This window comes from Marinobacter lutaoensis (genome assembly GCF_001981305.1).
In the GTDB taxonomy this organism is placed as follows: domain Bacteria; phylum Pseudomonadota; class Gammaproteobacteria; order Pseudomonadales; family Oleiphilaceae; genus Marinobacter; species Marinobacter lutaoensis.
Genome location: NZ_MSCW01000007.1, coordinates 459,995 through 475,158, shown reverse-complemented (window position 1 = coordinate 475,158; position 15,164 = coordinate 459,995). Strand labels below are relative to the sequence as shown.

Sequence of the window (15,164 nt, the reverse complement as noted above, 5' to 3'; positions counted from 1 at the left end):
TCAGCGCCGCCCGGACAGGATCCGGGTTCGCTGGGGCCGGAAGCCGGTGCTCGCCAGTGCCGCCAGCAGCAGGGTGACCGTGCCGGTGATGCCCCAGGCCAGCGGGTTCCACTCCAGATAGAGGGAAAAACGGATCGCCTCCACCGCGTGGGTGAACGGATTCAGCTGGCAGGCCCAGTACAGCCACGGGCTGGCTTCCCGCATCCGCCACAGGGGGTACAGCGCCGAGGACAGGAAGAACATCGGGAAAATGACGAAATTCATCACGCCGGCGAAGTTTTCCAGTTGCCGGATCCAGGTGGCAATCAGCAGTCCGAGCGCACCCAGCATCAGGCTGGTGAGCACGAGCGCCGGCACCGCCGCGAGGTAGCCGGCCGGAGGCGGCTGCACCCCGACCAGGCGAGCGAGGGCCAGGAAAACCCCGGCCTGGACCACCGCCACGCCGGCCATGGCCAGCAGCTTGGTGAACAGCAGGAACGGCCGCGGCAGGGGGCTTACCAGCAGGACCCGCATGCTGCCCAGCTCCCGGTCGTAAACCATCGACAGGGCGCCCTGCATGCTGTTGAACAGGATGATCATGCCGCACAGCCCGGGCACGATGTAGGTTTCGTAGGTGATGTAGGTCTGGTAGGGCGGCAGGATGGCGATGCCCAGTACGGCGCGGAAGCCGGCGGCGAACACCACCAGCCACAGCAGCGGCCGGACCAGGGCGCTGGCCAGCCGGGTCCGTTGTTGCCAGAAGCGCCGCCATTCCCGCACCTGAATGCCGATGAAACCGTGCCAGTAACGAGATGCGTCCACGTCAGTCGCCTCCGGTCAGGGTCCGGAACGTGTCGGCGAGGTCCCGGCCGCCCAGGGCCCGACACAGGGCCTGACCGGTGCCGTCGGCCCGCAGCCGGCCCCGGTGCAGGATCAGCACCCGGTCCTCGGGCCGGATTTCTTCGATCAGGTGGGTGGCCCAGAGCACCGTCAGCGCCCTTTCGCGGCAGAGATCACGGACGTGCGAGTTGAGGGCCGCGCGGCTGGCCGGGTCGAGTCCGACGGTGGCCTCGTCCAGCAGCAGCAACGACGGTCGGTGCAACAGTGCCCGGGCGATTTCCAGGCGCCTCCGGTGGCCGCCGTTGAGCTGCCGGACCCGCTCGTTGGCCCGTTCCAGCAGGCCGAACCGGGCCAGTTCCCGGTCGCCCCGTCGCCGGGCCTCGCGGCGGGACAGGCCCTGCAGGGCGGCGTGGTAGGCGAGGTTCTGGCGCACCGTCAGGTCCGGATCCAGGGCACTGTGCTGGAAAACCACGCCGATCTGTCCCATGACGGCGGCGGGGTGTCGGGCCAGGGATGTGCCGGCGATCCGGATCTCACCTTGCTGCAACGCCAGCAATCGGGTCAGCAGACCGAACAGGGTGGATTTGCCGGCACCGTTCGGGCCCAGCAGGGCGTGGAAGCGGCCAGGGTCCAGGCGGAAGCTGATTGCCCTCAGCACCGGCGTATTGCCGTAACGGAAGCCGAGGTTCCGGATGTCCACGGTCATGACGAGGGATCGACGACCACGCCCCAGGGGTAGCGCCCCACCTTGATCGACTTGACCACCTCGAGCCGGTCCACGTCGATCACCGACACGTCGCCGGAGACACCGTTGGTGGCGTAGAGGTACGTTTCGTCACGGTCCAGGTCCAGTTGCCACACCCGCCGCCCCACCAGCAGGTAATCCAGCACTTCGTAGGTGTGGGCGTCCACCACCGCGATGTGGTTGGCCGGGCCGAGGGCGATGAAGGCGTAGCGACCGTCGGAGGTGAGGGCGATGCCCACCGGCTGGATCCGGTCGGGGTTGACCCCGGGAACCTTGAAGGTGAGTTCGCGGATCGGCTCCAGCCGTTCGACGTCGATCACGTGGACGGTGCCGCCGATTTCACTGGAGGCCCAGGCAAACCGGCTGTCCTGGCTGAACTCGATGTGGCGGGGGCGCTGGCCGACGACGATGTTTTTCTCGATCTCGAAGGTTTCGGTGTTGATCCAGTGCAACATGCTGGTGGTTTCGGTGGTGTTGACCGCCCAGCGTCCGTCCGGGCTCACCGCCATCCCTTCCGGCTCGACCCCGACCTCGATCTGTGCCAGCACCGCCTTGGTTTGCACGTCCACCACCGTGACGATGGCGTCATCCTCGTTGGAGATGTACAGGTGCCGGTTGTTGGGGTGCAGCGCGAACTGCTCCGGGTCTTCGCCCGAGGGCAGGGTGTCGATGATCCGGCGGCTCGCCAGGTCCATCACCTGCACGGTGTCGTCGTCGCTGGCGCAGATGTACAGCCGGGTATGGTCCTTGGACAGCAGGATGCCGCGAGGGCGCTGGCCAACGGGCACCGTATCCACCACGGTCATCGAGTCGGTGTCGATCACCGAGAGAGTGTTGTCCTTTTCGTTGGAAACGTAGGCCAGGCCCGCCTGGGCCGGGTGGGCCAGGGTCAGCAGGGTGGCGAGCGCGGTGTGTCTGAGGCAAGGGGTCATGTCGGAGCTCCGTCGGGTCGCTGTCGGTGGGTCAGCCGTGGATTCGGCACTGGCTCTCGGGTTCGTCGAAGCCGAGGGTGTCGAGATCCGTGCGCGGGTGCAGAAAGCCCTCGAACGGCGCCTGCGCCACCAGCCCCCGGGGGTGCACCAGGGGGATGGGCTGCCGCAACTGGCCGTTCCAGGGCCGGTAGGTCAGCTTCCGCCCCTTGAAGGCGGCGAGCTGGAATTCGTCGTCGAACAGTGTCGCCCGCAGCCGTTCCATGTCTGCCGTGCCGGCCTGGGTCACGGCGGTGCCGAGGGAACGGACCGCCGCCCAGGCGGCGTAGTCCTCCGCGGTCATGTCGCGGCCGGCGAGCTGCCGGAAGCGGTTCTGTAGCTGGGCCGCGCCCCAGCTCTCCACCACCCGATGCCAGGCCACCGGGCGCATGCCCTGGGTCCCCAGCACCGGTCGCGGCAGCCAGGTGTTGAAGGGCACGTACTCGCCAAAGTCTCCGCGGACATCGGCCACCACCACCGCATCGTAGTCCCGGGCCTGGGTGAACAGCGGCAATTCCCGGGCGGCGGTGCGGCGCAGATCGGCGTTGAAGGTCCAAGGCTTGTCCTCGACGAGGGTCAGGCCGAAGCGGGCGGCGGACCGGCGGAACGCCGAGGCCCAGGCTTGGTCCGCCGGCGTTGGCCCGGTGACCAGGAACACCCGGCGCCAGCGTCGCCAGTTCAGCCATTGCCCCAGCGCGTCCGTCAGCATGGCGTAGCTGGGCAGGGTGTGCAGCAGGTGGCTGTCGCAGTCGCGGCGTCTCAGGCGGTCGTCCCGGGCGCCGGCGTTGAACACCAGGGCCTGCCCGCCGGCGTGTTGCATCAGCGCGTCCAGGGTCGCCGCGGGCACATTGACCACGAACAGGTCCAGCCCGTCCCGGCGCAGTTGATCGAAGGCCTCGAGCAGCGCCGGTTCCGATCCGGCCACCCGGGTAATCAGGGCATAGTGGTGGCCGAGAAAGCGGCCGGTGGTGGCGTTGTCCCGGATGGCCAACTCGGCGCCGCGCTGGCCGGCGTCTTTCGGCTCGGGCAGCACGTTCGAGAGCACCGGCCCCGGGTCCGGGTGCCATTGCAGGTAGCCGATGCGCACGGCCAGCTCGCCGGCCGCCAGAGGGGCCGCCGTCAGGGTGCTGTGCAGAACGATGGCCAGGAGCCGAAGGAAGCGGCGCATGGGAATCTCCCTGTTGTTCTTGTGCTTCCAGCTTAGAGAAGGCCCCGGGGCCCGGAAATATTCAGAAAGTAGGAAACTGGCGGTACTAAAGAAGTATTCCGGCCGGACGCGCAGGCACTAGCATGGAGGGGAACGACGGCGGCTTGCTGACAGTGAACGGACAACAACCATGACAGCCTACCGGACAACCGCTTTGGTCATGCTGGCGGTGTTCCTGATGATCTACGCCCTGGGCGCCGCGCTCTACATCCATCAGGCCCGGCTCGACGTGCAGCGGGAACTGGACGGCGTCGCGGGCCTGGCCCTTGCCCTGGGGCCGCCTTCGACCCTGCCGGCCGCGGCGGTGTCGGCCCTGCGCCACCTGCATCCGGCGGATGAGGCGGCGCCCGCCGGCACGGCTCCGGACAGGTTCCGGCAGTGGCTGGTGGACGGGGCGGGCCCCCGGACGATTCACGGCTGGCGGCTGGACCCGGCGGACGAAGTGGCGGAAATCTGGGAAGGGTTCCTGCTGGTGTCCCTGGCGTACGGCCTTGGCCTGGTGCTGTGTTTCTTGGCCCTGTTCCAGGTGGTCCGGCGGGGGGTGCGGCCGCTGTGGGATCTGGCCGCGGCGATGGATCAGATCGCCGGTGGCCGGCTCGACGCGCGCCTGCCGCGCCAGGGCGTGCGGGAACTGGATGCCCTGGCGCGCCGGTTCAATCACATGGCCGGGGCGTTGCAGGCGGAACAGGACACCGTGCGCCGGTTGCTGCACGAGTTGCTGCAGCTGCAGGACCGGGAGCGGGCCCACATCGCCCGGGTCTTGCATGACGACCTGGGGCAGTACCTCACCGGTATCCGGGCCCAGGCCCGCAGCTGGCTGTACGACCCGGACCTGGGGGAGCACCAGCGCCGGCAGGCCCGGGACCTGGAGCGTCACTGTGCAACGGTGCAGCGGCACTTCCGGCATCTGTTGCAGGATCTGCATCCGCTGGTCATGGAGCAGCTGGGGCTGGCCAGCGCCATCCGGCACTTGGCCGAGCAGTGGCAGCGGCTCAGCGGCCTGCGCTGCGAGCTGGCGCTGGACGAGCGGTTGCCGGCCCTGAGCGGCGAGCAGCAGACCCACCTCTACCGGTTCCTCCAGGAAGCCCTCAACAACGTGTCCCGCCATGCCCACGCCAGCCACGCCCGGCTGGCGGTGGTCTGTTCGGCGGGCCGGTTGCAGGTGGATGTGCGGGACGATGGCGTGGGCAGTGCCCAGTTGATGGCCCGGGCGGGGCTGGGGCTGCGTTCCATGCGCGAACGGGCCCGATGCCTGGGGGGCCGGGTCCAGTTCTTCAGCGCCGAGGGACGGGGCACCCGGATCCGCCTGTCCGTGCCCCTGCCGGCGGCCGTTCCGGTTCCAGGAGATCCGTCATGAAACTGATGATCGTTGATGACCACCCGGTGGTGCGCCAGGGCATCGCCAATTTGTTGCGGTCCATGATGCCGGGGCTGACCGTGGCCGAGGTGGCGACCGGTCAGGAGGCGGTGGCCGAATACGCCCGCTGGCACCCGGATGTGGTGCTGCTGGACATGGGGCTGCCGGACATTTCCGGGCTGGAAGTGGGACGTCGCCTGCGGCAGCGCTGGCGGGGCGCGGCGTTGCTGTTCTTCACCATGCACGACGAGCTGCCGATGGTGCGCCAGGCGCTGGCGGTGGGTGGCCTTGGCTTCGTGTCCAAGAGCTGCGCGCCGGAGGCTCTGGCGGAGGCCGTGCGCCGGGTGGCCGCCGGCCAGCCCTACATCGAGCACCCCATCGCCACCCGGCTGGCGATGAATCGGGAACGGCCGCTGGACCATCGGCTGCGGGATCTGACCCAGCGGGAGCTGGAAGTGCTTCTGATGTACGCTCGGGGGGACAGCATCCAGACAATCGCTGGCCGTCTGTGCGTCAGCGGCAAGACGGTTTCCAACCACCTGGCGATGCTCAAGGGCAAGTTACAGGTGGCCTCCTCGGTGGCGCTGGTGCATCTGGCGGTGGACGCCGGCTTGGTCCGCTACGGGCAGAGGGCGCCGGAGCGGCGGGCCTGAGCCCGCCGTGGCTACCAGTCGAACGGGCAGTCCGTGCACCCCTCCATGTCGGTCCCCTCGAAGGTGGCGTAGTGAATGCGCGCTGCGGTGAGAATGGCCTGGGCCAGGTTGGCCCAGCCCAACTTGGCTTCCTGAAGGTTCGCGCCGGTGAGATCGGCCTCCCCGAGGTCTGCTTTCGGCAGCCACGCCATTTCCAGACGGGCAAACGCCAGCCGGGTCTGGTGCAGCCGCGCTCCGGACAGCCGGGCGAAGCCCAGGTCGGCGCCGGTGAGGTCGCTGCCGGAAAAATCCGCGCCCTGGGCGAACAGGTACTCCGCTTGCAGGCCCTGCAACTGGGCGTGGTGCACGCTGGCACCGCGCATCGAGGCGCGGGTGAGGTTCAGGCGATAGCCGCTGGCACCGTCCAGGTGTGCGCCGTCCAGATTGGCGCCCCGCAGGTTGGTGTGGTTCAGGTTGGCGCCGGTCAGGTCGGCGCCCTTGAGATGGGCGGCGCTGAGGTCCCGGTGGGACAGGTCGGCACCCCGCAGGTCCGCGCCCGGGCACTGAGTCTGGCGCGCCAGGGTGCAGCCGTTGAGCACCGGGGGCTGGTCCAGCCCCGCCAGGTAATCGCCAGCCTGGGTCGGAGGCAGGAACAACAGCGCCGAGGCAAAGGCAAGTGTGCGCATGGTGAGTCTCCTTATCGCCGTGGCGGCCCTTTCCGGGTCGCCACGGCGGCTGGGGTCAGTGGCGGGTGGCCCAGGCGGGCAGCTTGAACACCCAGAAGGATCCCCCTTGGGAGATCGGCTTGGTCAGTTCCGCCATGTCACCCCCCCAGAGCGGCACCGCGCCCCCGTAGCCGGAAGCCACGCCGACGTACTGCTCGCCGTCCATTTCCCAGGTGATGGGGGGCGAGATGATTCCTGAGCCGGTCTGGAACTTCCACAGCGCCTCGCCGGTGTCGGCGTCAAAGGCTTTCAGATAGCCGTCGCCGGTTCCGGTGAACACCAGGCCGCCGCGGGTGGCCAGCACGCCGGCCCACAGCGGCATTTTTTCCTGATGTTCCCAGCGGAGGCTGCCGGTCAGGGGATCAAAGGCCCGCAGGGTACCCACGTGGTCGTCGTACATACGCTTGATGCGGAATCCCTGGCCCAGGTAGGCGGCGCCTTTCTTGTACCGGACTTCCTCGGTCCAGTAGTCCTCCTTCCAGTGGTTGGCGGGAATGTAGAACAGGCCGGTATCCGGGCTGTAGGCCATGGGGCTCCAGTTCTTGCCCCCCAGGAACGGTGGCGAGACCTCGATCGCCTCGCCCCGGCTCTCGCCCGGGGCGGGCAGAGGCGGGCGTGAGCCTGCCGCCTCGATGGGCCGGCCGGTGTCCGGGTCGATGCCCTTGGCCCAGGTGATGTTGTCGACGAACGGAAACGCCTTTATGAACTGGCCGCGGGTCCGGTCCACGACATAGAAGAAACCGTTGCGGTCGGCATGGGCGGTGGCCTTCACCGTCTGGCCGTTTTCGCTGTATTCAAACAGCACCAGCTCGTTGTTGCCGGAGTAGTCCCAGGCATCGTTCGGGGTGTGCTGATAGAACCACTTGATCTCGCCCGTGGTCGGGTCCACGCCCACCTGGCCGGAGGTGTAGAGGTTGTCGTAGTCCCCGGGGCGGCCACCCGGCGCGGTGCGCTTCCAAGTGTTCCAGGGCGCCGGGTTGCCGGCACCGACGATGATGGTGTTGGTTTCCACATCGAAGCTGGCGCTCTGCCAGGGCGCGCCGCCGCCGTGACTCCAGGCCTCCACCTTGCCGGTATCCGTGTCCGGGTCGTCCGGCCAGCTGGGGGCCCGGGGATCTCCGGAGGGGGTGCTCTTCTTGCCGTGCAAGCGGCCATAGTGGCCTTCCACGAAGGGGCGCATCCAGACCTCCTCGCCGGTGTCCGGGTCGCGGGCGTACAGCTTGCCCACCACGCCGAACTCGTCACCGGAGGAGCCGTGGATCAGCAGCACCCGCCCGGTTTTCTGGTCCTTCACCAGCACCGGTGCGCCGGTCATGGTGTAGCCGGCTTCGTGGTCCTCGAACTTCTCACGCCAGACCACCTTGCCGGTGTCCTTGTTGAGGGCGACGATGCCCGCGTCCAGGGTGCCGAAAAACACCTTGTCGCCAAAGATGGCGGCGCCCCGGTTGACCACGTCGCAGCAGGGCCGGATGCCTTCGGGCAGGCGGTGGTTGTACTCCCACAGGCGCTCGCCGGTGCGGGCGTCCAGGGCGAACAGCCGCGAGTAGGAGGCGGTGATGTAGACGACGCCATCGTGTACCAGTGCCTGAGACTCCTGGCCCCGCTGCTTCTCGTCGCCGAACGAGAAGGACCAGGCCGGCACCAGCCGCTCCACGTTGTCCCGGTGGATGGTGGCCAGCGGGCTGTAACGCTGGGCCTTCGGACCGATGCCGTAGCTGAGCACGTCCTCGGTGGTGGTGGCGTCATTGACGATGTCGTCCCAGGTGACTTCCCGGGCCCCGGCCTCCAGGGCCAGGCCGGAGGCGGAGCCCAGCGCCAGGGCCAGGCCGATCCCGCGCAGCAGCGGGCGTTTGCGTGTGGTGATGGTCATGGTGTTCCCCTTGGTTTCTTGTTGTCTCGTCGCGCGCTTGGCGTGGACGTTCCGAGTATTGGTCCGCAGCCCGGGCCACGGCGACGGAAAACCGCCCGGAAGGTCCGGGAAAACGCCGCCGGAAGCCGGGAAATCCTCCCGTGACCGGGCCGGGTGATTGAATCGCGAGGCTTTTTTGCCGCGCCGCCGCCGGCGTCCTGCTTTCGCCTTCGCCCTGTCCGTGTACGACCAAGGGAGTACGCCAAAGCCCCGAAAGTGGCATTCGGGTCGGGCCGGGCGATTCCTAGACTGGGGACAGCCCGATGGCAACCGGCGGCGGAGACGCGCCAACGCACGGGGTAACAAAAACACAGAGGTAACAACAATGACATTGTCCTATTCGTCCAGAGCGGCCGTGCTGGCCTTCCTGCTGGGGATGGCCGGCTACGCCGGCGCCCATGGCAACGTGACACCGCAGGCCGTCGACACCGGCAAGCTGCCGGACCTGGGAGACGAGGTCCGCACCGAAAACCCGTTCCGGATCGGCAACGAGCTGGAACAGTTCAATGCCGAGGCCATCCGGGTCGGCGAGAGCGCCTACGCCGGCAACTGCGCCGGCTGCCATGGCATTCGCGCCATGTCCGGTGGCCTGACCCCGGACCTCCGGGAACTGAGCATCTGGGACGACGAATACTTCATCACCCGGGTGCGCAACGGCACCGACCGGGGTATGCCGTCCTGGAAGAACACTCTGGATCAGAACGCCATGTGGGCCATCAAAACCTACATCGAGTCCTTGCCAAAGCCCGAGTGATGCCACCGTTCGTTCGGGCAGCCGATCCGGGCCGGCCCAGTGCCGGCCCGTCGCCGTTGGGGGAAACCGCATGAAAGCCATGACGCTGGTTCTGACACTGCTGCTGGCCTGGGGGCAGGCCCGGGCCGAGACCACCGGGGACGGGAACGCCCTGCTCAACCGTCCCTCCGACCGCACCTACGACGTCATCCTGGCCTCCGGCTACTTGAAGGTCGGGGTCTACCGGGACTTTCCACCCTACTCCTACGAGGTGGACGGGGAGCCCCGGGGCATCGACGTGGCGCTGGGCAAGCGCCTGGCCGAGGGCCTGGGGGTCGAGTTCCGGGTGCACTGGATCACCCCGGATGAAAACCTGGGGGACGATCTGCGCAACAACGTCTGGAAAGGGCACTATCTGGACCGGCAGCGACTGGCGGACGTGATGCTGCGGGTGCCCTACGACACCGAATACGCCTACCTGCGGGATGCCACCGGCGAGTACATCAACGAGCAGGTGGTGCTGTTCGGGCCCTATCAGCAGGAAACCTGGCAAATCGCCTATGACCCGGACCAGCTGGCGGAGGTCGACTCGGTGGCGGTGTTCCAGTACCACCCCATCGGCGTGGAAATCGACACCTTGCCGGATTTCTACCTGAGCTCCGGCCTGGGCGGCCGGTTGCGGGATCAGGTCCGGCACTACCGGAACGTGCGGGCGGCCTTCGCGGCCATGGCCCGGGGCGAGGTGAGCGGGGTCATGGGCATGCGCGCGGAGATCGACCACGAACTGAACTGGCCCGGCCACGCCCGCTTTCGGGCCGCGGACACCGGCTTCCCCGGCATTGTTCGCCAACGCTGGGATGTGGGCCTGGCGATCAAGCACACCCATCGCCAGCTGGGGTATGCCCTGGAGGGGGTGATCGACCACCTGGTACGGTCCGGGGCGCTGGCGGCGCTGTTTGCCGCCGAGGGGCTGCGCTACAGCGTGCCCCAGTACTACCGGGCGTTCCTGGCGCCGGACGCCCTGGCCCGGGCGCAGGGCCAGCGCTGAGGCGCGCCGCCGGTCGGGTTGTACGACCAAGTGATGAGAAAACCTGTTCCGGCGGGCAATTGTTGCGCTTGCCGACAACGCCAAGAATCGTCCCGGAGGCGGGAAAATTTCCCGGTTCGCCTGAGCAACCGACAACAAGAGAATCGGAGAGCGCAACCATGAGATCAAGCAAGTTCGGGATACGCGTCGCCGCCGGCACCCTGGCCCTGACGGTGTCCTGCGGCGCCCTGGCGGTGACCGACGAGGACATCTTGAATGACGCCCGGACCACGGAGGACGTGGTCACCTACGGCATGGGCCTGTCGGGCCAGCGGTTCAGCCCGCTGGACCATCTGACCACTGACAACGTCCGCTACCTGCAACCGGTGTGGGCCTTTTCCTTTGGCAACGAGAAGATGCGGGGCCAGGAAGCCCAGCCGCTGGTCAAGGATGGGGTGATGTACGTTTCCGCCTCCTACTCCCGGGTCTACGCCATCGACGCCCGCACCGGCGAGGAGCGGTGGCAGTACGATGCCCGGCTGCCCGACGGCATCATGCCCTGTTGCGACGTGGTCAACCGGGGGGTTGCCCTGTACGGTGACAAGGTCATCTTCGGGACCCTGGACGCCAAGCTGGTGGCGTTGAACCGGGACACCGGCAAGCCCATGTGGATCAAGAAGGTGGCGGACTACCAGGCCGGCTATGCCATCACCGCCGCCCCCATGATCGTCAAGGGCAAGGTCATCACCGGGGTGTCCGGGGGTGAGTTCGGCATCGTCGGCAAGGTTGAGGCCTACGACGCCAATACCGGCGAAAAACTGTGGACCCGGCCCACCGTCGAAGGTCACATGGGGTATGTGTACCGGGACGGCAAGGCCATCGAGAACGGCATTTCCGGTGGTCAGGCCGGCCGGACCTGGCCGGGCGACATGTGGAAGAACGGGGGCGCGGCCACCTGGCTGGGCGGCACCTACGACGCCGACACCGACACCCTGTTCTTCGGCACCGGCAACCCGGCGCCCTGGAACTCCCACCTGCGCCCGGGGGACAACCTGTTCTCCTCCTCCCGCCTGGCGATCGACCCGGACGACGGCAGCATCAAGTGGCACTTCCAGACCACGCCCCACGACGGCTGGGACTACGACGGCGTCAATGAGCTGATCGCCTTCGACCTGAACGAGAACGGCCGGACCGTGAAGGCGGCGGCCACCGCCGACCGCAACGGCTTCTTCTACGTCCTGAACCGCGAGAACGGCGCCTTCATCCGCGGTTTCCCGTTCGTGGACACGATCACCTGGGCCAAGGGCCTGGACCCGGACACCGGGCGCCCCATCTACGCCGAGGGCGGCCGTCCGGGGGATCCGTCCAAGAGCTCGGGCGGCAAGGGCGAAACCGTCCTGGCGCAGCCCGCCTTCCTGGGGGGCAAGAACTGGATGCCCATGGCCTATAACCCGGGGACCGGTCTGTTCTATGTGCCCTCCAACGAGTGGGCCATGGACATCTGGAACGAGCCGGTGTCCTACAAGAAGGGTGCGGCGTTCCTGGGCGCCGGCTTCACCATCCGGCCGGCCAACGACGACTACATCGGCGTGTTGCGGGCCATGGACCCGACAACCGGCCGGGAAGTCTGGCGCTATGAGAACACCGCGCCGTTGTGGGGCGGGGTGATGACCACCGCCGGCAACCTGGTGTTCACCGGCACGCCGGAAGGCTACCTGAAAGCCTTCGACGCCCGCACCGGCAAGGAACTGTACCGGTTCAACACCGGCTCCGGCGTGGTGGGGTCTCCGATCACCTGGGAAATGGACGGCGAGCAGTACGTCTCCGTGCTGTCCGGCTGGGGAGGCGCGGTGCCCCTGTGGGGCGGTGAGGTGGCCAAGGTGGTCAAGCACTTCAACCAGGGCGGCATGGTCTGGACCTTCAAGCTGCCCCGGGACCGGATTGCGTCGAACTGATCTGCATGTTCGGGCATTGTCGGGCTGCCTCCGGGCAGCCCTTTTTTTGGGGTTATGCCGCCTGGTGCCGGGCGGTGGTGGTCACCGAGGCTTCGATGTCCTGATACAGCCGGCGGTCGGCCTGCCCGATCGGCTGGTCGTAGGTTACGGTGGCGCCGTAGGCCCCGGGAGCGTGCGGGTCGTTGCGGACCTTGTCGAACACCAGCAGCCGGGTGCCCAGGTAGAAGCCTTCGCGCAGGTCGTGGGTGACCATGAAAATGGTGGTGCCGGTCTCCCGCCACAGGGTCAGCAGCAGCTCGTGCATGTCGGCCCGGATGCCCGGGTCCAAGGCCCCGAAGGGTTCGTCCAGCAGCAGCACCCGGGGCCGCATGATCAGCGACTGGGCGATGGCCAGCCGTTGCTGCATGCCGCCGGACAGCTCGTGGGGCCAGCGGTGTGCGGAGGCACTCAGGCCGACCTGGGCCAGCATCTCGTCCACTCGGGCCAGGGCGGTCCGGCGGGCCCGGCCGAACAGCCGGCCGAGGACCGGTTTCTGTTCCAGTTCCAACCCCATCAGCACGTTCTGGCGCACACTCAGATGCGGGAACACCGAGTAGCGCTGGAACACGATGCCCCGGTGCCGGTCCGGCTCCCGGGGGAACGGCCGGCCGTCCAGCAGCAGTTCGCCCCGACTCGGACTTTCCTGCCCCAGCAGCATCTTCAGGAACGTCGACTTGCCGCAGCCGGAGGCCCCCACCAGGGTGCAGAATTCCCCCTGGGGCACGCTCAGGTTGAGGTTCTCCAGGACCACTTGGTCGCCGTAGTTCTTCCACAGATTCCGGACGGTGATGAAACTCATCAGTGACCTCCCGCGTTGTACCAGGGAAACAGCCGGCGATTGGCCAGGCGCAGACACTGGTCGATGAGGATTGCCAGCAGGGTGATCCAGATCACGTAGGGCAGGATGACCTCCATGGCGAGGTACCGGCGCACCAGAAAGATGCGGTAGCCCAAACCCTCGGTGGAGGCGATCGCCTCGGCGGCGATCAGGAACAGCCAGGCCGGTCCCAGGCTCAGGCGAACCGCGTCGATCAGACGGGGCAACACCTGCGGCAGGGCCATGCGGGTGATCACCTGCCAGGAATTGGCACCGAGGGTCTGGATCTTGATCCGTTGCTCGGCCGGCAGCTCCCGCACCCGCTGGGTCAGGTCCCGCATCATGATCGGGGCGGTGCCGATGACAATCAGCATCACCTTCGACAGCTCGCCCAGGCCGAACACGATGAACAGGATCGGCAGGATCGCCAGGGGCGGGATCATCGACAGCGCCGACACCAACGGGGCCAGGTGCGCCCGGACCAGCGGCAGCACGCCGTTGGCCAGCCCCACCACCAGCGCCAGCAAGGCCGCCACGCCGACGCCCAGCCCCAGGCGCTCCAGGCTGGCGACGGTGTCCTCCCACATCAGGTAATCGCCGCTGCGGCGGTCCTCCTCGAACGCCATCCGGTCCACGGCGGCGGCCATCTGCGTCATGCCGGGCAGGAGCTTGTCATTGGGGTTATCGGCCAGGCGCTGCTGGGAGGCAAGCCCGTAGAACAGCAGGATGGCGAGAAAGGGCAGCACACCGAGCGCGGTGGCGGCGAGGCGTCCCGGGGTGCGGTTGATCAGTCGCATGGTGTGTCTCCTCTGGTCACAGAACACGGCACTGGAATCGCGTGCAATCCGATCTCCCGGGCTTTTGTCCCGCCGTGTAACCTCCCAGAGGTCGGTGACTCTCGGACCAGCCATCCGGTGCGGCCGGCAGGCCGTGTCCGGATCGGAACCCTAGTCACCCATTGTGTCCAAATTGTGGCCCGCACACGGGGCGGTGTTGCTGTGCGTCGATCGCTTGTGGTCCGTCCCCGTCGGGTCGTGACCATCCCGGGAGAGGAGGCTGCAGGCTTCGTGCCAGCATGGCCAACGGCCGGGGCTCCGGGCCCTCCGCGGGCCAGGCTCCGGGGCCGTCGCACCAAAAGGGCGCGGCGGCGCTGGCCGAGCCCTGTCACGGGGCGTCTCCAGCGAGCAGCCGGGCGGCCTCCCGCAGCACGGCCCGCTGTACCTCCGGCACCCGGCCGGGGCCGCCGGCGATGTGGCCGAAGGACGAGGCCAGGGGGCGAACCCGAGCCCCTGGCATGCCGGCGGCCTCTGCCTCCACTTCCTCAACACGGAAATACTGGTCGCTGGTGCAGGGCATCAGGGTGCAGGGCATGGTCAGCCGGGCCCGGGCCGCGGCGCCGTCTCCGGCGAACCTCGGGTGGTCGGCCAGGTCGGCCTGGCTCCAGGTGGTCAGCACCGACAGCAGGTCGTTGGCGTCCTGAGCCTGGTGATCCCGTGCCCAGAACGCCAGCAGGGCCTCGGGGCTGTCAAACCCCAGCCGCCGGTACAGCCGTTGCCGGAAAAAAGCCGGTGCGTAGGCCCAGCCGGCATAGACCCGGCCGAACGCCGCCAGACCCTGCCGGGGCGGTTGCCGGTAGTGGCCACCGGCCCAGGCCGGATCGGCGGTGAGAGCCGCGCGCACCCCCTCCAGAAACATCCGGTTGAACGGGTGGCAGCGGCCGCTGGCGCACACCGCCAGAATTGCGCTCACCCGGTCGGGAAACAGCGCGCCCCAATGCAGCGCCTGCATGCCGCCCATGGACCAGCCCATCACCAGGGCCAGCCGGGCGCCGCCGAACACCGCATCGAGCAGGCGCCGCTGCAGGCGCACGTTGTCGTACAGGCTGACAACCGGAAACCCGGCGCCACCCTGACGGCCGGGGGTGTTGGAGGGGGAGGCGGACTCGCCGGCCCCGATCAGTGCCGGGATGACCAGGCAGTAGCGCTCCGGGTCCAGCGGTCCGCCCGGCGTGACCCAGGGGTGATTGCCCGAGGCTGCACCACCGTAGTACGTGGGCAGCAGAATCAGGTTGTCTTTTGGTGCGTTCAGCTTGCCCAGACGATGGTAGCGCAGGCGGGCGTTGTGCAGCGTGGCGCCGCTGGCGAGGGCCAGGTCGCCGGCCTCGAAATCCTCCACATGCCATTGATCATCGGTCATTTTCCGCTCCCTGTCCGGAACCGCGGCGGGCGGCG

14 protein-coding genes and 1 riboswitch are annotated in these 15,164 nt (G+C 68.1%); of the genes, 5 read left to right on the top strand and 9 right to left on the bottom strand.

Translation table 11 applies throughout. The annotated features are described in order from the left end of the window. Genes BTO32_RS11820 through BTO32_RS11805 form a run of 4 tightly spaced genes read right to left on the bottom strand, consistent with a single transcriptional unit; the run spans nucleotide 1 to nucleotide 3,700 of the window. A complete protein-coding gene (locus tag BTO32_RS11820) occupies nucleotides 1–801 on the bottom strand; it encodes an ABC transporter permease (RefSeq protein WP_076724825.1) in 801 nt (266 codons plus the stop codon). A 1-nt stretch (nucleotide 802) separates the two neighbouring features. Continuing rightward, a complete protein-coding gene (locus BTO32_RS11815) occupies nucleotides 803–1,525 on the bottom strand; it encodes an ATP-binding cassette domain-containing protein (protein ID WP_076724824.1) in 723 nt (240 codons plus the stop codon). Beyond that, nucleotides 1,522–2,496, bottom strand: a complete 975-nt coding sequence (locus BTO32_RS11810) for a YVTN family beta-propeller repeat protein (RefSeq protein ID WP_076724823.1) — start codon at nucleotides 2,494–2,496, stop codon at nucleotides 1,522–1,524. Before BTO32_RS11810 ends, BTO32_RS11815 begins: the two co-directional genes overlap by 4 nt. Before the next feature lie 31 nt (nucleotides 2,497–2,527). Beyond that, nucleotides 2,528–3,700, bottom strand: a complete 1,173-nt coding sequence (locus tag BTO32_RS11805; protein ID WP_076724822.1) for an ABC transporter substrate-binding protein — start codon at nucleotides 3,698–3,700, stop codon at nucleotides 2,528–2,530. Between the two features lie 169 nt (nucleotides 3,701–3,869). Between BTO32_RS11805 and BTO32_RS11800 the strand changes: the two genes are divergently transcribed. Together BTO32_RS11800 and BTO32_RS11795 are read left to right on the top strand one after the other, a co-directional pair. Further along, a complete protein-coding gene (locus BTO32_RS11800) occupies nucleotides 3,870–5,096 on the top strand; it encodes a HAMP domain-containing sensor histidine kinase (RefSeq protein WP_076724821.1) in 1,227 nt (408 codons plus the stop codon). After that, entirely contained in the window at nucleotides 5,093–5,749 is a 657-nt protein-coding gene (locus tag BTO32_RS11795; RefSeq protein ID WP_076724820.1) for a response regulator transcription factor, read from the top strand. The genes BTO32_RS11800 and BTO32_RS11795 overlap by 4 nt, the downstream gene beginning before the upstream one ends. 11 nt (nucleotides 5,750–5,760) lie before the next feature. On the opposite strand, the gene BTO32_RS11790 is transcribed toward BTO32_RS11795, so the two are convergent. Together BTO32_RS11790 and BTO32_RS11785 are read right to left on the bottom strand one after the other, a co-directional pair. Then, nucleotides 5,761–6,414, bottom strand: a complete 654-nt coding sequence (locus BTO32_RS11790; protein WP_076724819.1) for a pentapeptide repeat-containing protein — start codon at nucleotides 6,412–6,414, stop codon at nucleotides 5,761–5,763. A 55-nt stretch (nucleotides 6,415–6,469) separates the two neighbouring features. Further along, nucleotides 6,470–8,317: a methanol/ethanol family PQQ-dependent dehydrogenase gene (locus BTO32_RS11785; protein WP_425435229.1), complete on the bottom strand. Its 1,848-nt coding sequence runs from the start codon at nucleotides 8,315–8,317 to the stop codon at nucleotides 6,470–6,472. A gap of 370 nt (nucleotides 8,318–8,687) precedes the next feature. Between BTO32_RS11785 and pedF the strand changes: the two genes are divergently transcribed. The 3 genes from pedF to BTO32_RS11770 all read left to right on the top strand — a co-directional run bounded on the left by pedF (nucleotide 8,688) and on the right by BTO32_RS11770 (nucleotide 12,077). Next, nucleotides 8,688–9,116, top strand: coding sequence for a cytochrome c-550 PedF (pedF, locus tag BTO32_RS11780; RefSeq protein ID WP_076724817.1), 429 nt, complete (start codon nucleotides 8,688–8,690; stop codon nucleotides 9,114–9,116). Nucleotides 9,117–9,186: 70 nt separating this feature from the next. Then, a complete protein-coding gene (locus BTO32_RS11775) occupies nucleotides 9,187–10,143 on the top strand; it encodes a transporter substrate-binding domain-containing protein (protein WP_076724816.1) in 957 nt (318 codons plus the stop codon). Between the two features lie 158 nt (nucleotides 10,144–10,301). Beyond that, nucleotides 10,302–12,077 (top strand): PQQ-dependent methanol/ethanol family dehydrogenase, encoded by a 1,776-nt coding sequence (locus tag BTO32_RS11770; protein ID WP_076724815.1) that lies wholly within the window; start codon nucleotides 10,302–10,304, stop codon nucleotides 12,075–12,077. A gap of 52 nt (nucleotides 12,078–12,129) precedes the next feature. Here the strand turns inward: BTO32_RS11770 and BTO32_RS11765 are convergent, their stop codons facing one another. From BTO32_RS11765 to BTO32_RS11755, 3 genes are all read right to left on the bottom strand, one after another. Then, a complete protein-coding gene (locus BTO32_RS11765) occupies nucleotides 12,130–12,915 on the bottom strand; it encodes an ABC transporter ATP-binding protein (RefSeq protein ID WP_076724814.1) in 786 nt (261 codons plus the stop codon). Further along, on the bottom strand, nucleotides 12,915–13,730 hold the full coding sequence (locus BTO32_RS11760) for an ABC transporter permease (protein ID WP_076724813.1): 816 nt from the start codon (nucleotides 13,728–13,730) through the stop codon (nucleotides 12,915–12,917). The genes BTO32_RS11765 and BTO32_RS11760 overlap by 1 nt, the downstream gene beginning before the upstream one ends. Nucleotides 13,731–13,781: 51 nt before the next feature. Then, nucleotides 13,782–13,895: riboswitch (guanidine-I (ykkC/yxkD leader) on the bottom strand. 202 nt (nucleotides 13,896–14,097) lie between these two features. Next, nucleotides 14,098–15,129 carry an alpha/beta fold hydrolase gene (locus BTO32_RS11755; protein WP_076724812.1) on the bottom strand — a complete coding sequence of 344 codons (1,032 nt, stop codon included), beginning with the start codon at nucleotides 15,127–15,129 and terminating at the stop codon, nucleotides 14,098–14,100. Between the last annotated feature and the right edge of the window lie 35 nt (nucleotides 15,130–15,164).

Coding starts and splice junctions, on each gene's coding strand:
- BTO32_RS11815 (WP_076724824.1), bottom strand. CDS start 1,525: ATGACCGTGGACATCCGGAACCTCGGCTTCCGTTACGGCAATACGCCG.
- BTO32_RS11810 (WP_076724823.1), bottom strand. CDS start 2,496: ATGACCCCTTGCCTCAGACACACCGCGCTCGCCACCCTGCTGACCCTG.
- BTO32_RS11805 (WP_076724822.1), bottom strand. CDS start 3,700: ATGCGCCGCTTCCTTCGGCTCCTGGCCATCGTTCTGCACAGCACCCTG.
- BTO32_RS11800 (WP_076724821.1), top strand. CDS start 3,870: ATGACAGCCTACCGGACAACCGCTTTGGTCATGCTGGCGGTGTTCCTG.
- BTO32_RS11795 (WP_076724820.1), top strand. CDS start 5,093: ATGAAACTGATGATCGTTGATGACCACCCGGTGGTGCGCCAGGGCATC.
- BTO32_RS11790 (WP_076724819.1), bottom strand. CDS start 6,414: ATGCGCACACTTGCCTTTGCCTCGGCGCTGTTGTTCCTGCCTCCGACC.
- pedF (WP_076724817.1), top strand. CDS start 8,688: ATGACATTGTCCTATTCGTCCAGAGCGGCCGTGCTGGCCTTCCTGCTG.
- BTO32_RS11775 (WP_076724816.1), top strand. CDS start 9,187: ATGAAAGCCATGACGCTGGTTCTGACACTGCTGCTGGCCTGGGGGCAG.
- BTO32_RS11770 (WP_076724815.1), top strand. CDS start 10,302: ATGAGATCAAGCAAGTTCGGGATACGCGTCGCCGCCGGCACCCTGGCC.
- BTO32_RS11765 (WP_076724814.1), bottom strand. CDS start 12,915: ATGAGTTTCATCACCGTCCGGAATCTGTGGAAGAACTACGGCGACCAA.
- BTO32_RS11760 (WP_076724813.1), bottom strand. CDS start 13,730: ATGCGACTGATCAACCGCACCCCGGGACGCCTCGCCGCCACCGCGCTC.
- BTO32_RS11755 (WP_076724812.1), bottom strand. CDS start 15,129: ATGACCGATGATCAATGGCATGTGGAGGATTTCGAGGCCGGCGACCTG.